Here is a 14,982-nt window from a genome sequence, read left to right as displayed (position 1 = left end):
TTTCACGACCCCGTGGCCCTCCAGAGGCCAAATTCCGGCGTTCTGGAGGGCCAGGCCGAAACGTGGTCACCATCGGGATAAACGTACACCCTTCATGCGCGGCCGGCGAACGGTAATCGTCTGCCAATTCCCGTAACGGGCGACTCATCGCACCGATCACGCGATTAAGTTAGCTTTTTGAAATAGGTCCAGAGGCGAAACTGTATGCACCTCATGGAAATGGGAGTATGGGAACGGCGAAACGTTCGATGGGGCACGCGTTCGGTTCGAAACCCGTACTGTCTGTGGGAGGCGGCTACAGGACATTTAAACACCTTTCCCGCCCGAGGTCGTCCCTATAAACAATCTATTTGATACGGGATGCCGATGACTCTCCGTGGCAATCATATCTTTTGGAGAGTGTAAAAAACCAGACATAGAAGGCGGCGGAGACGGCTGTCTCGGACACTTCTCGGCATTAACCTGTGAAATGGTCGTGTGACGTAGTGAAACAGACGTAGCTACTTATGCAAATTATGGGCCAAGCGCCGTTGCCCACGAGGGCATGAGAGATATGAGTGAGGAAGACCTACACGGAGACTCACGGCGCTCGTTTATGAAAAAAGGGACGTTGGCTGCAACAGCACTCGCGGCCGGTGCTGGCGCTACCGCTACTGCAACCGCTCAGGAGGACGACGAGGAAGACGACGACATGGATAACGGCGAGGAAGGCGAAGTCGTCGTCACCGGGCAGGACTACTACCCTGACGTGAACGCCGACGTCATCGCAGAACTCGAGTCTGGCACTCGGGACACTGTTCTGGAAGGGCTGAACGAAGAGCAGTTCGACGACATCGGCGACTGGGACGTCTACATCGTTCAGTTCGACGTCGGCGCAGGGACCGTTCTCGGACACATCTTCGTGGACGAGGACGACGCCGAAGTCGCCGAAGGCGACTCGGTAACGATGACCGGCGACGCCTCGTTCCTCGACACGGAACTGAACCTGCTCGAGGTGGACGTCTCGGTCGAAGAGGGCGAACCCGAAGAGGACGACGAGGTTGACGACGAAGAGGACGACGAGGTCGACGATGAAGAAGACGACGAGGTTGACGACGAAGAGCCTGACGACGAAGTCGACGACGAAGAGCCGGACGACGAGATGGACGACGAAGAGCCTGACGACGAGGAACCGGACAACGAAGAAGACGACGACGGACTCTTCTAATCCAGCCTCTATTTTGTTTTTGCTGTAGCGACCACGGAGAGAGTCGGAAACTGGGTTCGGTAACGTTCTCTTCGCTATTCTTTCGGAGAGCCGGCTGGTTTGCCGGATACCGTGTCGGTTCCGGCAAAAGCCGTCGTCCACCGCTGGAGATCACAGACTGCTGGCAAGAGACGGCCCTGCTGACTAACGTATGGATCGACTGCGATAGAAGTAATGGGAAACGACACACCGAACGACTCCGACGGACCGGCACAGCGACGCATGACCACGGATCCGAATCGGATCCGGGAGTGGGCCAAACAGCGGGACGCAGTCCCTGTCTCGACACACGGCGGCGAAGGACACGGCCACACGTTCGCTCGCCGGGACGAAATCGGCGAGGAACACGAAGAACACACCTGGGACGAGTTCGCCGAGACGTTCACGAACCGGGATCTCGTCTTCGTCTACGAGGACGAGGAACCGCCGGGAGATCGGACTGGACTCGGCAGTTTCGATCTTCTCGAGCGTGAAGCGGCGTTCGACCGCGCCGACCTCGGCCAGAGCGAACTCGAGGAGCAACTCCGACAGGGGGAGACGGTGACGACCGAGATCGTCGAGACGCAGGTCGTCGAACGGGAGATCGTCGAACGGGATACGATAGAGAGCGAGGTCGTCGACACCGAAATAGCGGATCGAACGGTCGTCGATTCGGAGCTACTGACCAGAGAGATCGTCGACACCGAGTTCGTTTCCGCCGACGTGATCGAGGTGACGACGGACGAGACCCGTCTCGACACCGTCGAAGAGATCGAACGCTACACCGTCGAGAGCCGGGTGGTCGACGTCGACCTGGAACACGACGAACGGATCGAACACGACGAGATCGAGACCGACGTCGAACTCGAGACCGTTCAGCGATCCATCCTGGAAAGCGACGTCGTTCACACGGACGTCTCGCCTGACGACGTCATCGAACGGGAGATCATCGAGAGCAAGCGAGGCGAGGGCGACACCGTCCGCAGCGAACTCATCGAACGCCGAACGCGCGAAGACGAGATTCACGAACGGACGCGAATGCAGTTCCTGCTCGAGGAGACCGAGACGATCGAGTCCGAAGTCATCGGTAGCGACGTCCTCGAGGGCGAGATCATCGACGTCGAGGAGTACGAGACGATCACGTCGGAAGAGCGGGGAGCGACAACCGAGATGGACGCAAGCGAGGCGCAGCCGGAAGCCAGTGCGGAACCCGCGGCTGAAGCCGACGAAGAGCCGACGATCGAAGTAGATCAGTCCGTCGCTATTTCGCCGAACGACCAGGGGAAAGTCGTCGTCGACGAATCGGGCCAGGAGATCGGCGTCGCGACGACCATCGAATCGGATACCGTCTACATCGATCCGGAGCCCGGTCTAACCGATCGGCTCAAGGCGAGACTCGGCTGGGGCGGTCACGACGACGACGAGTATCCGGTCGAGCCGGCACAAATAAAAGAAGTCAGAGAAGACGAGATCGTTCTCCGGAGCGAGTAGCGCCCCTGAAAAACGTGAGTCGACCGGGGAGCGGTTCGAGTTACTCGAGGTCGAACCGGTCGGCCTGCATTACTTTACTCCACGCCTGGACGAACTCCTCGACGAACTGCTCCTCGCCGTCTTCGGCCGCGTAGACTTCCGTGATGGCACGGAGTCGGGAGTGCGAGCCGAAGATGAGGTCGACGCGGCTCCCCTTCCACTCGACCTCGCCGGTCTCGCGGTCACGAAGCTCGTAGATCTCTTCGTCCTCGGAGGCCTGTTCCCACTCGTAGCCCATGTCGAGGACAGTCTCGAAGAAGTCGTTGGTCAGCGCCTCCGGCTCGTTGGTGAAGACGCCGAGATCCGTGTCCTGGTAGGTCGCACCCAGCGTACGCAGACCACCGATCAGCACCGTCATCTCGTCGGCCGTCAGGTCGAGCAGATCGGCTCTGTTGACGAGTGTCTCCTCCGCCGGTCGGTCGAGGTCGGCCGGGAGGTAGTTGCGGAATCCGTCAGCGTCGGGCTCGAGCGCCTCGAAGGAGTCGACGTCGGTCTGCTCCTGCGTGGCGTCGGTACGGCCCGGTTCGAACGGGACGTCGACGTCGTAGCCGGCGTTCGCTGCAGCCTGCTCGACGGCCGCGTTGCCGCCCAGCACGATCAGGTCGGCAAGCGAGACGCGCACGTCGTCCGAGCGCGAGCTGTTGAACTCTTCCTGAATCCCCTCGTAGGTCTCGAGCACTGTCTCGAGTTCGGCGGGCTCGTTGACTTCCCAGCTACGCTGGGGCTCGAGGCGAATGCGGGCGCCGTTCGCGCCGCCGCGCTTGTCGCTGTCGCGGTAGGTCGAGGCTGCTGCCCAGGCGGTCTTGACCAGCTGGGAGACCGAAAGATCCGATGCGAGGATCTCGTCTTTCAGTTCGGAGACCTCCGCGTCGCCGATTACGTCGTAGTCGGCGTCGGGGAGCGGGTCCTGCCAGAGCATGTCCTCTTCGGGGACCTCCGGGCCGAGAAGTCGTTTCTTCGGCCCCATGTCGCGGTGGACCAGCTTGTACCACGCTCGCGCGAAGGCGTCCTGGAACTCCTTGGGGTTGTCCTGGAAGCGCTCTAAGATCTCCCGGTAGTCGGGGTCGCGCTTCAGGGCGACGTCCGTGGTCAGCATCATCACGTCCTCGTTCTCCGAGGCGTCCTCGACGCCAGGTGCGGCCTCGTCGAGTTCGCCGTTCTGGGTGGTCCACTGCCACGCACCGCCGGGACCTTTCTCGGGCCACCACTTGTAGTTCAGCAGGTTGTCGATGAAGCCGGTGTCGAACCGGGTCGGCGCGGTGGTCCACGGCCCTTCGATCCCGCTGGTGATCGTGTCGGGACCTTTGCCGTCGCCGTAGTCGCTCTCCCAGCCGAGACCCTGCTGTTCGATGGGAGCCGCTTCGGGCTCGGCACCGACGTGCTCGTCGGGATCGTCGGCACCGTGGACTTTCCCGAACGTGTGTCCGCCAGCGATGAGCGCGGCCGTTTCCTCGTCGTCCATCGCCATGCGGCCGAACGACTCCCGAATTCGTTCCGCGGCTGCTTCCGGATCCGGCTCACCGTCCGGACCCTCGGGGTTGACGTAGATGAGTCCCATTACGGTCGCGCCGAGAGGCTCCTCGAGTTCGCCCTCGTCGCTGAAGCGATCGGACTCTTCCATCTGCTTCTCGGGACCCCAGTAGACGGACTTGTCGGGCTTGAAGTCGTCCTCGCGTCCGCCACCGAAGCCGAACGTCTCGAAGCCCATCGATTCCAGCGCGACGTTGCCGGCCAGGATCATCAGGTCGGCCCACGAGAGCTTCTGGCCGTACTTCTGCTTGACGGGCCAGAGCAGGCGCCGTGCCTTGTCGAGGTTCGCGTTGTCGGGCCAGCTGTTGAGCGGCGGGAGACGCTGTCGGCCGCCGTCGGCGCCACCGCGACCGTCGCTGGTTCGGTAGGTGCCGGCGCTGTGCCACGCCATCCGAATCATCAACGGTCCGTAGTGGCCGTAGTCCGCCGGCCACCACTCCTGGGACGTCGTCAGCACGTCCTCGATGTCCGCTTTCACTTCCTCGAGGTCGAGTTTCTCGAACTCCTCGGCGTAATCGAAGTCTTCGCCCCGGGGATCGACCTGTTCGGCGTTCTGGTCGAGAATCTCCAGGTCCAACTGGTTCGGCCACCAGTCTTGGTCAGAGCCTATCATCATCGAACAGTTGCTACTTTCGCCTATTAAGATTTTCTAATCCGATAAGGATGTATTCGGTGTGGCCGAACAAATCTTATTGATGTATAAATTTTTGTCAGCGGTGGGCTCACGCTGTGCATACAGAAAATCGGCAAGACGAGTCAAAATCGTCGGTTTCAACGCGACTAGATCCCAATATTCTCGAGGAGGCAGGCGTGACTACCAGTGCCAGTCTCGGGGATCGGCACCGTGAATCCTCCGTTCGATTGGCTCGTCGGGGAGGCGGAAACAGTACGTGATCGTGTACGTCGCCACAGTGTGGTGGTAGAGTCGGCACGTGAAGAGATACTCGATGTGTCGGACACTGACTCGTTCTCCCGTCTCTGTTCGAGAGTGGACTGCAAGTGTGGAATCTCCGATCTCAGTTCAGCTAATTTCGCGTTACCGTTGTGCCCGGGCTATCTCTCGACCGCTCGAGTCCGTTACGGCGTGCCTACGAGTGATCGATCACGAGGTAATCGTCGATACCTCGGAGGCGACCGATCGGAACGAGCAACGATCCGTCCGCTTCGGTCTCGAATCCGTAGGTTCGATGCGTGGACGGGGTAACGAGGACGGTGGTCAACTCGCCCGTTTCGACGTCCATTCTGGTGTTTTTGACCGTCCCGATCTCGGAGCCATCCGATCCCAGTACGGGCGTGCCGGAGAGCGTCGACGCGAGGATCGTCGTCATACTCACCCCTTCCACGAAGGAATAAATAAATCAACGGGTACGAGAAAGAAAGGACTGCCAACCGGAACTCACTCCTCTTCTTCGGGCGTATCGGATTCGTCCGCGTCGATCCGCCGACTCACGTCGACCTGGTAGTTCTCGAGGATGTCCCGGCCGAGCAAGACGGGGTAGTCCATGTGGTTGCGATCCTCGACGCTCGCGGTGACGGTGTGTCGGTTGCCGCCGACGCCGACGACGACGTCGACGACGGGGCGGCTCTTGGCGGTCTTGCTGCTGCCGGACCTGATGCGGGTGATCGACTTGATCGGTCCCGCGCCGATGTCGGCGGCGAGAGCGGTGTCGATGCTCGTCCGTGTCGCACCGGTGTCCGACTTTGCGAGGACGGACTTCGAGCCGCTCGTTCCCGAGAGGACGACCTCTTCGGTGTAGCCGATGACAGTTGGCTCCGTATCTTCGGGTGCCGGCTGTGCGGGCTGGGCGGTCGGACGGGAGTCGTCGAGCACCCCTCGAAGTTCGGCGACTCGGTCGTCGTCGACCCGACCACCGGCTCGCTCGATCGCGAGTTTCGCGATGTACGGTGCCGGACTGACTCCCGTGGCCTCGTAGAGTCCCTTGAACCCCGCCGTCGGATTGACCTCGAGGACGAACCAGCCGTCGGTTCCCTCGACGAGGTCGACGCCGGCGTAGTCGAGTCCGATGGCGTCCGACGCGTGCCTGGCCATCGCCGCGGCTTCCTCGGGGAGGTCCTCGGTTGCGTCTTCGACGGATCCTCCGAGTGCGACGTTGGTTCGCCAGTCGTTGTCGGGCGCGTAGCGATACATCGCGGCGACGATCTCGCCGTCGACGATGTACACACGGAGGTCCCGGTGACGAACGTCATCCCGGTCGATGAGTTCCTGGAGGAAGGCGTACCGATTCCCGACCTTGGCGTTGACCGGATCGCCGGGGCCGACCTTCCAGGTACCGCCACCGTGAGTGCCGATGGCGGTCTTGTAGACGGCTTCCTCGCCGTACCGACTGCGGGCCGCGTTCAGTTCGTCGCTGCTGAGTGCCAGCGTGACGTCCGGCGTCCGAACTTCGTTTGTTGCGAGCGTCGTCGCCGTCGAGAGCTTGTGAAATGCCGTCATCACGGCGGCCGGTTCGTTGAGCATCGGCACGAGATGCGAGAAGGTGTTCGCCAGTCCCAGTTCCTCGCAGGGCTGTTCGGTATTCGACAGCAGCATTCGGTTCGCGATCACGTCGACCGAGGGCTCGAGGGTGACGCTGCCGTCGGAGACAGTGATCGTGGTGTTTTCCGCTCGGAGCCACTCGGTATCGTGGCCGAGGGCCTCGACCGCGTTCAGGATCGCTTTCGTTTCCTTGCTCGTGTGGAGACTCAGTACGCCGACGGTGACGGGATCGGCAACGGCCATAGCCCCTAGACACCGAACTCGCGGATAAGTATTCGCAAGGTTTCGACCATCACCGCGAGGTTAGCCAAGCACCGAGCGGACCTCCCGCGGATCGACCATCCCGCTTGCGACCGCGAGCAACGCCCAGACCGCCGCGCCGAGGGCTATCGTGGCGATCAGCATCGTGAGACTCGAGGCCATCGGCCGCACGAGCGAGACCGCGACGGCCATGACAAGCGTGATGGCACAGACGGTCCCGACCGAGCGTGCGAGGCGGCCGATTCGTAGCGCCAGTTCGCTGTGGAGGATGTAGAGGTTCACTGCGACGTACACCGTGTGCGTGGCGACGGTCGCGACTGCAGCACCGACGACGCCCATCGTCGGGATGAGTACGATATTCAGTCCGAAGTTGGCCACGGACGTTCCGCCTTTCGCGATCGCTCGATGGCGTGCGCGGCCGAGATAGTCCAGACTGTCGCTGGTGAGGTTCGTGATCGCTTGCAGGACGATAAAGCCCGCGAGGATCTGCAGTACGGGGATCGCACCCTCGTACTCCGGAAACACCATCGTAATAAACGGCTCGGCGACGAGAACGAGTCCCACCGCCGCGGGAATGTAGACCAGCATCGTGTGGGTCAGCGACTCCTCGTAGATCCGTCTGGCCTGCTCGAGTTGGCCGGTCGCCTTCTGTTCGCCGAAGTTCGGCGAGATGGTGAAGCCGAGCGATTCGGCTGGTGCGAGTACGAAGTCGGTGATCTGCTTGCCCAGCTGGTAGAAGCCGACCGCGGCGGGCGTAAGGAAGACGCCGACGAGGACGACGTCGAGTCGCTTGTCGATGACGTTCGCGCTTCGGGTTGCCGTCAGCGGGATGCTGTACTCCGCGAGTCGCCGCGAGAGCCCCTCCTCGTACTCCTCGGCGGGATCGTACGTCCGGTAGAATTTGAAATAGAGAACTGTGAGGCCGAACGCGCCTGCGATCGCGTAGCCGACGATGTACCCGAACAGGGCTCCGAGCGCACCGAACCCGAGCACGACAAACGCAACGGCAAAGACGAGTCGCGTGGCGCCGCTGACCGCCTGGACCGCGGCGCTGTAGCCGAGCCGATTGAACCCCTGGAACGCCATCATCGAGAAGCCGCTGAAGGAGTTGGCGATGATAAAGAGGACGCCAGCCGCGAGAAACGGGGCTGCGTCCGGATCACCCAGCACGATCGCGATCCGCTCGTGAAAGAGCAACAGCGCGTACGCGACGACGGTAAGCACGACCAGTTTGTAGACGATCGCCGACTGGAGCAGATGCGGGATCTGTCCCTCGTCTTTCTCGCTGTACTCGGAGATGTATCGCGCAGTCGACTTGCCCAGACCCAGGTCGGCGAACAACTGGGCGACCATGAGGATGCCGATCGCCCAGTAGAGCGCACCGTAGCCGTCCGGGTTCAGGACCCGCGCCAGGACGAACATCAACAGCGCACTCGAGAGCATGTAGACCGCGCGAGAGACGAGCGTCGCCTTGAACCCGCGGACGATGTGTTCGCGTGTACTCATAGAGAATCGCGTGCGACGGGCCGCTCCGTCCGTCTACTCGACGGATGACCCAATCGGCCAATTGTAATGCGGAGACAACAGGAGGCAAGCGACCCGGTTGCGGGCGAAACGGTGCCCTACGTGGAGGTACTGACGTGCTAACCGGCGATCGAACAGGCCGGTCTGGAGTCGAGAGAGTGTGTACCGTAGATATGTCCGTTGTCGTCCCCGATCGCCGACAGACCGATCGGGTCAGGTCTCCTCCCGTGGTTCCGGTCCGATCGCCTCGAGTTTGATTCCCTCAGGACTCTCACAGTAGAGCGCGTAGTAGCCGCCGGCGTAGGGATGCTGGTCCTCGTAGAGCACGGTCGAGTCCGTTCTGGTGCGGACGCACTCGGTGAGGTAATCGACTCGCTCGCGCGTGTCGGCGTGGAACGCGAGGTGGTTCAGGCCGGGCGCTCGTCCGTCGAACGCCGGCGTGTCGCCGGTCGCTTCCACGATCCCCACGTACGTCGGACCGTTGATCCACGAGCGGCCGCCGTCCCACTCGTTTTTCGGCTCGTACCCCAGTTCCGTCAGCCACCACTCCCAGAAGTCGATCGACGCCTCGAGATCCGAGACGGAGAGTTCGACGTGATGTAACTGGCCGAGGCTGTCCGGATCGGCGTGGTCGGGAGCCATACACCTACAAGTCACCTGTCCTACAAAAAGGTGGCCTACAGGTAGGAGGCGTCCCACCGCGTTGCTTTCCGCCGGTTGCCACAGACGTTACACTCGATACGGCCCATCGTATCCATCGCGTTGTCCAGCGAGTCGCAGTTCCCACAGAGCCAGGCGTACCGTTCCTCGCGGTCCTCGGTCTGGTAGGTGCTGTAGAACGGTGATTTAGATCCGCGAGCGCCCTCGCCGTAGCTGACGTAGACACTCTCGCCGTCGACGTCCAGCTCGTCGATCGCACCCCAGCCTTCGCCCTCGATTTCGCCCTCGGCGTAGACGTTCTCGGTGAACGTTTCCGAACCGATCTCGACCTCGCGCTGGCCCGCCTGTTCGAAACCGTGACTCCGGTAGAACTCGTTGCCTCCCTCGTTGTCCTCGAGAACGAACCCCTGGACCTGTTCGGCACTCTCCTCGAGCAGTTTCTCGCGCGTCCGGACGAGCAACCGAACGCCGGTGCCGTCGCCGCGATGATCCGGATCGACGTGGAGCCACAGGAGCCGACCCGTGGCGTGGGGCTGGCCGACCAGTTCGCTCTGTGAGAAGGCGACGACGTCGCCGTCCCGTTCGACGACGAGCACGAGCGAGTTGTCGTCCTCGAGTTCGTCGTCGAACCCGTCGCCGTACCACTGCTCGACCGCGTCGTCGATCGTCTCTGCCTCGAGGAAGTCGGTGTAGGTAGAACTCAGCGAGGTCTCGGCGATCGATCGGATGGCGTCGACGTCCGATTTCGTTGCTTCACGAATTTCCATGCCGCGCGCTACCACATCCTCCTACAAAACGTATACCCACGAGGAGAGATTTTCCACAGTTTTCTCGATCGAACCGCCGATCAGTTAAAACTCTGGCACTGGAATCGGGAATCTGATACACAGGGGAAGATTCACGGCGGTCCCTCTCCAGACGAGTGTATGAGCGACGAGGGGAGCACCGACGACGACGGCGACGGCGGTGCCTTTACGTATAACGGCGGGCGCGTCGATCCCGGCGAGTCGGCGAACATCCGGTACGGTATCAGTGAGACGTACCTCGGCGATCCGATCAGGATTCCCGTCACGATCGTCAACGGCGAGTATTCGGGACCGACGGTCTTCCTGTCGGCCGCGGCCCACGGCGACGAACTCAACGGGATCGAGGTCGTCCGGGAGGTCGCCCACGACTGGGACCACTCGGATCTCCACGGAACGCTGGTCTGTCTGCCAGTGATGAACGTCCCCGGCTTTCTCGCACAGGAACGGTACCTGCCGATCTACGACCGGGACCTCAACCGGTCGTTCCCCGGCCGCGAGGGGTCGACCAGCGCCCGACGGATGGCCCACCGCATCTTCACGAACTTCATCGAGCCCTGCGATATCGGGATCGACTTCCATACGTCGACGCGCGGGCGAACGAACATGCTTCACGTCCGGGCGAACATGGACGATCCGACGGTCGCTCGCATCGCGAACGCGTTCAGTTCGAACGTCATCATCGCAGGCGAGGGCCCATCGGGAACGCTCCGGCGCGAGGCGACCGGGGCCGGCGTGCCGACGGTCACGATCGAGATGGGGGAGGCCCACCGGTTCCAGCGGGAGTTGATCGACCGTGCGCTGACCGGCGTCGCGAGCGTTCTCGCCGAGTTCGGCTGTCATCCCGATTCAGCGGTTCACTGGCCCGGCTGGCGGACTGTCATCGACGACGACGACGAGAAGACCTGGATCCGGGCCGACGCCGGCGGCATCGTCGACATGAAACACGGTCGCGGCGAACTCGTTCGGGAAGGCGACACGATCTGTTCGATCACGAACCCGTTCAAGGAGGAAGAAGACATCGTCGACGTCGAGGCTCCCTTCACCGGACTCGTCGTCGGCGTCCTCGAGAATCCGGTCGTCTACCCGGGGAATCCGCTCTGTCATCTCGTCGGGCTCTCGTCGGATACGCTGACGGCGCTGCGACGCGAGTACAGGGCCGCACAGGAGGAACGATCGCAGTCCCAGTTGCGGGAGTGACGTGTCGCCGATCCACACCGAACGAGTTCGGTGCGTGCGACCGATCGAGATTCAGTCTCCAGCGCTGACTAGCGGAAACCGGACGCGACAAAAGTAACTTCTATACCCTCGCGGTCAAACCGTCCACATGAGCGCATGAGTCAGTCTTACAATCGCGGCCTCATCGAGGACTTCGGGCGCTGGAAGGAGTTCTCGGCCGGGATGTGGGCGTGGATTTTCCACAAATTCACCGGGTGGATGCTGATCGGCTACCTGTTTACCCACATCGCGGTACTGAGCACGGCGATCGGCGCGGCACAGGGCGAAGAAGTAACGGTAAACGCCGAGGCACTCCCGAACGTCGATGGAACGGGCGAGGTCGCCGTCGACGTCTACACGGCGACACTCGGCGGCCTCGAGGGGCTTTTCATCATCCGCATCCTCGAGATCGGGCTGCTCGCGGTGGCCGTGTTCCACATTCTCAACGGACTCCGACTGCTGATGGTCGACCTCGGGATCGGCCTCGAAGCACAGGACAAGAGTTTCTACGCGTCGCTGATCCTGACGGGGATCATCACCGTCGCCAGCGTTCCGACGTTCCTCGCGGGGGTGGGGCTGTAATGTCCGAACGCTACTCTTCGTTTACCCCTGGCGGAACTGGATGGCTGCTCCAGCGGATCACGGCGGCGTTCCTCGTCGTCGTGCTCGCCTTCCACTTCTTCCAGCTACACTTCGTCAACCACGCGGCCGAAGTGACGTTCGCCGGCACCCAGGCCCGGATGAGCGACATCGGCTACTTCCTGACGATGTTCCTGTTCCTGGTCGCCGGCGCGTTCCACGGGCTGAACGGCGTCTACAACGCCCTGGTCAACCAGGGCCTCGAAGGGACCCCAAAGAAGGTAGTGTTCTGGGTCCTTGTTATCGCAGGTGTCGCGTTGATCGTGCAGGGAACCTACGTCGCACTCGCAATGGCGGGGTGGACCTAATATGAGTACGCAACAACAGGAACCAGAGACCCAGGAAGCACCGGAAGACCCCGAGATGAAGGGGGCACAGTCGCCACAGGAACGGCGACTCGAGAAAAAGGACGCGAAGACCGACGAGGAACCGGCACGGAAGGCCCAGCTCGAGGGCGATACGGTTCACATCAAGGTGTTCCGGTACGACCCCGAAGTCGAGGGGAAGCAGGAACCTCGGTTCGACGACTTCCACGTTCCCTTCGAGAAGGGGATGACGGTCCTCGACGCGGTCATGTACGCCCGCGACGAGTACGATTCGTCGCTTACGTTCCGACACTCCTGTCGGCAGGCGGTCTGTGGTTCGGACGCGTTCTTCGTCAACGGAAAACAGCGACTCGGCTGCAAGACCCAGATCTCCGATCTCGAGCAGCCGGTTCGCATCGAGCCGCTACCCCATCAGGAGGTCGTCAAGGACCTGGTCGTCGACATGAGCCACTTCTACGACCAGATGCACGCGGTCGAGCCGTACTTCCAAGACGAGGATACGCCCGACGCGAGCAATCTCGAAGAGCAGCGCCAGAGCCGCGAGAACCGCGAGAAAGTCAAGATGTCGACGCGGTGTATCTGGTGTGGCGCGTGTATGTCCTCGTGTAACATCGCGGCCGGCGACAACGAGTACCTCGGCCCGGCGGCGATCAACAAGGCCTACAAGTTCGCGATGGACGACCGCGAGAGCGAGCAGATCAAAGAGCACCGACTCCGCATTCTCGAGCAGGAACACGGCGTCTGGCGGTGCCAGACTCAGTTCTCCTGTACCGAGGTGTGTCCGAAAGACATCCCGCTGACCGAGCACATTCAGGAGCTCAAGCGGGAAGCTGTCAAGAAGAACCTGAAGTTCTGGTAAACTATGTACGAACACGACGTCATCGTGGTCGGCGCGGGCGGCGCCGGCCTCCGAGCCGCGATCGCAGCGCACGAGGCGGGAGCCGACACGGCACTCGTCTCGAAGCTCCATCCGGTCCGCAGCCACACGGGTGCAGCAGAGGGTGGTATCAACGCCGCGCTCCAGGACGGCGACGACTGGGAACTCCACGCCTACGACACGATGAAGGGCTCGGACTACCTGGGTGACGCCCCAGCAGTCGAGACCCTTGCACAGGACGCCCCCGAAGAGACCATCCGACTCGAGCACTGGGGGATGCCGTTCTCCCGCGAGGACGATGGCCGCGTCTCGCAGCGACCGTTCGGCGGTCTCTCCTACCCCCGCACCACGTACGCCGGTGCCGAGACCGGACACCACCTGCTGCATACGATGTACGAGCAGGTCGTCAAACGCGGGATCCAGGTCTACGACGAGTGGTACGTGATGAACCTCGCGACCACGAACGAGGACGATCCCAACGACCGCGAGTGTCACGGCGTCGTCGCCTACGACGTCCAGTCCGGCAACGTCGAAGGGTTCAAGGCCAATCAGGGGGTCGTCCTCGCGACCGGAGGCCCCGGCCAGGCGTTCGACCACACCACCAACGCCGTCTCCTGTACCGGCGACGGCCACGCGATGGCCTACCGCGCGGGTGCGCCGCTGGAAGACATGGAGTTCATCCAGTTCCACCCGACCTCGCTTCCCTCCACGGGTGTCCTCATCTCCGAGGGCGTCCGCGGGGAAGGTGGTATTCTCTACAACGCCGACGGCGAACGGTTTATGTTCGAGTACGGCTACGCGAACAACTCCGGCGAACTCGCCTCCCGCGACGTCGTCGCCCGCGCCGAACTCACCGAGGTCGACGAAGGGCGTGGCGTCAACGACGAGTACGTCCACCTCGACATGCGCCACCTCGGCGAGGAACGCATTCTCGACCGACTCGAGAACATTCTCCACCTCGCGGAGGACTTCGAGGGCGTCGACGGCCTCGTCGAGCCGATGCCGGTCAAGCCCGGCCAGCACTACGCGATGGGCGGCATCGAGACCGACGAGAACGGCCAGACCAACATCAACGGCCTCTACGCGGCCGGCGAGTGTGCCTGCGTCTCCGTCCACGGCGGTAACCGACTCGGCGGTAACGCCCTGCCAGAACTGATCGTCTTCGGCAAGCGCGCCGGCCGTCACGCCGCCGGCGAGGACCTCGGCGAGCCCCAGATCCGGACCGGCTACGGCGACGACGTCGAGGACGACGACACCGAACTCCCCGTCCAGCCCGGTGCGGCCGGACTCGAGACCTCGAGTGGCGTCGCCGCGGACGGTGGCGTCACGGCAGACGCCGAAGGGCTCCTTGAGCGTGCCGTCGAGCGCGAACGCGAGCGCGTCGACCGGCTGATGGACCGCGACAGCGGCGTCCAGCACTCCGAGATCCGCCAGAAGCTCCAGAAGGCGATGACCGACTACGTCAACGTCTTCCGAACCGAGGAAGGCGTCAAGAAGGCGCTGAAGATCATCCGCGAGTGCCGCGAGGAGTACCAGAACGTCTACGTCGACGACCCCTCGCGCACGTTCAACACGGACCTCCAGCAGACCTACGAGACGCGGAACCTGATCGACGTCGCCGAGACGATCGCACTCGGCGCGCTGGTCCGTGACGAGTTCCGTGGCGCACACTGGCGACAGGCCCACCAGGAACGCAAAGACGACGAGTGGCTCAAACACACGCTCGTCTCCTGGAACGACGGCGAGCCGTCGATCTTCTACCGCCCGGTCATCCTCGAGGGCGAGGACAAGGAGTACGAGCCGAAAGTGCGCAGTTACTGACGTTTTTATTCGGTTTTCGGTCGCGCTGACCCGTAGGCGATTTCGACCTTCCGTCGAAAACCAGCAGGGCT

The 14,982-nt window shown here is 62.5% G+C and carries 13 protein-coding genes; 7 read left to right on the top strand and 6 right to left on the bottom strand.

What is annotated here, in order from left to right; genetic code table 11:
* Nucleotides 1-553: 553 nt before the first annotated feature.
* Entirely contained in the window at nucleotides 554-1,207 is a 654-nt protein-coding gene (locus BLR35_RS04725) for a calcium-binding protein (RefSeq protein ID WP_211704963.1), read from the top strand.
* A gap of 213 nt (nucleotides 1,208-1,420) precedes the next feature.
* Complete coding sequence (locus tag BLR35_RS04715) at nucleotides 1,421-2,716, top strand: hypothetical protein (RefSeq protein ID WP_090378091.1); 1,296 nt, start codon at nucleotides 1,421-1,423, stop codon at nucleotides 2,714-2,716.
* Nucleotides 2,717-2,756: 40 nt separating this feature from the next.
* Here BLR35_RS04715 and katG read toward each other — a convergent pair whose 3' ends face one another.
* The 6 genes from katG to BLR35_RS04685 form a co-directional block, all read right to left on the bottom strand.
* Nucleotides 2,757-4,898 carry a catalase/peroxidase HPI gene (gene katG, locus BLR35_RS04710; protein ID WP_090378088.1) on the bottom strand — a complete coding sequence of 714 codons (2,142 nt, stop codon included), beginning with the start codon at nucleotides 4,896-4,898 and terminating at the stop codon, nucleotides 2,757-2,759.
* Between the two features lie 475 nt (nucleotides 4,899-5,373).
* On the bottom strand, nucleotides 5,374-5,613 hold the full coding sequence (locus tag BLR35_RS04705) for a PRC-barrel domain-containing protein (RefSeq protein ID WP_090378085.1): 240 nt from the start codon (nucleotides 5,611-5,613) through the stop codon (nucleotides 5,374-5,376).
* Between the two features lie 68 nt (nucleotides 5,614-5,681).
* Entirely contained in the window at nucleotides 5,682-7,025 is a 1,344-nt protein-coding gene (locus BLR35_RS04700) for a RimK family alpha-L-glutamate ligase (RefSeq protein WP_090378082.1), read from the bottom strand.
* Between the two features lie 60 nt (nucleotides 7,026-7,085).
* The gene (locus BLR35_RS04695; protein WP_090378079.1) at nucleotides 7,086-8,549 is read right to left on the bottom strand and encodes an oligosaccharide flippase family protein; all 1,464 of its coding nucleotides are present in this window, start codon (nucleotides 8,547-8,549) and stop codon (nucleotides 7,086-7,088) included.
* Between the two features lie 231 nt (nucleotides 8,550-8,780).
* Complete coding sequence (locus BLR35_RS04690) at nucleotides 8,781-9,209, bottom strand: VOC family protein (RefSeq protein WP_090378076.1); 429 nt, start codon at nucleotides 9,207-9,209, stop codon at nucleotides 8,781-8,783.
* Nucleotides 9,210-9,244: 35 nt separating this feature from the next.
* The gene (locus tag BLR35_RS04685; RefSeq protein WP_090378073.1) at nucleotides 9,245-9,994 is read right to left on the bottom strand and encodes a GNAT family N-acetyltransferase; all 750 of its coding nucleotides are present in this window, start codon (nucleotides 9,992-9,994) and stop codon (nucleotides 9,245-9,247) included.
* A gap of 159 nt (nucleotides 9,995-10,153) precedes the next feature.
* On the opposite strand from BLR35_RS04685, the gene BLR35_RS04680 reads away from it, so the two are divergent.
* The 5 genes from BLR35_RS04680 (at nucleotide 10,154) to BLR35_RS04660 (ending at nucleotide 14,911) form a co-directional block, all read left to right on the top strand.
* A complete protein-coding gene (locus tag BLR35_RS04680) occupies nucleotides 10,154-11,230 on the top strand; it encodes a succinylglutamate desuccinylase/aspartoacylase family protein (protein ID WP_090378070.1) in 1,077 nt (358 codons plus the stop codon).
* 135 nt (nucleotides 11,231-11,365) lie between these two features.
* Nucleotides 11,366-11,830: a succinate dehydrogenase, cytochrome b556 subunit gene (sdhC, locus tag BLR35_RS04675; RefSeq protein WP_090378067.1), complete on the top strand. Its 465-nt coding sequence runs from the start codon at nucleotides 11,366-11,368 to the stop codon at nucleotides 11,828-11,830.
* On the top strand, nucleotides 11,830-12,195 hold the full coding sequence (locus BLR35_RS04670) for a succinate dehydrogenase hydrophobic membrane anchor subunit (RefSeq protein WP_090378064.1): 366 nt from the start codon (nucleotides 11,830-11,832) through the stop codon (nucleotides 12,193-12,195). The genes sdhC and BLR35_RS04670 overlap by 1 nt, the downstream gene beginning before the upstream one ends.
* A 1-nt stretch (nucleotide 12,196) precedes the next feature.
* Nucleotides 12,197-13,072: a succinate dehydrogenase/fumarate reductase iron-sulfur subunit gene (locus BLR35_RS04665; RefSeq protein ID WP_090378061.1), complete on the top strand. Its 876-nt coding sequence runs from the start codon at nucleotides 12,197-12,199 to the stop codon at nucleotides 13,070-13,072.
* A 3-nt stretch (nucleotides 13,073-13,075) separates the two neighbouring features.
* On the top strand, nucleotides 13,076-14,911 hold the full coding sequence (locus BLR35_RS04660; protein ID WP_090378058.1) for an FAD-binding protein: 1,836 nt from the start codon (nucleotides 13,076-13,078) through the stop codon (nucleotides 14,909-14,911).
* The last annotated feature ends 71 nt before the right edge of the window (nucleotides 14,912-14,982 follow it).

This window comes from Natronobacterium texcoconense, assembly GCF_900104065.1.
In the GTDB taxonomy this organism is placed as follows: domain Archaea; phylum Halobacteriota; class Halobacteria; order Halobacteriales; family Natrialbaceae; genus Natronobacterium; species Natronobacterium texcoconense.
The sequence above is the reverse complement of the archived record's forward strand: the minus strand, read 5'-3'. Positions and strand labels throughout refer to the sequence as shown.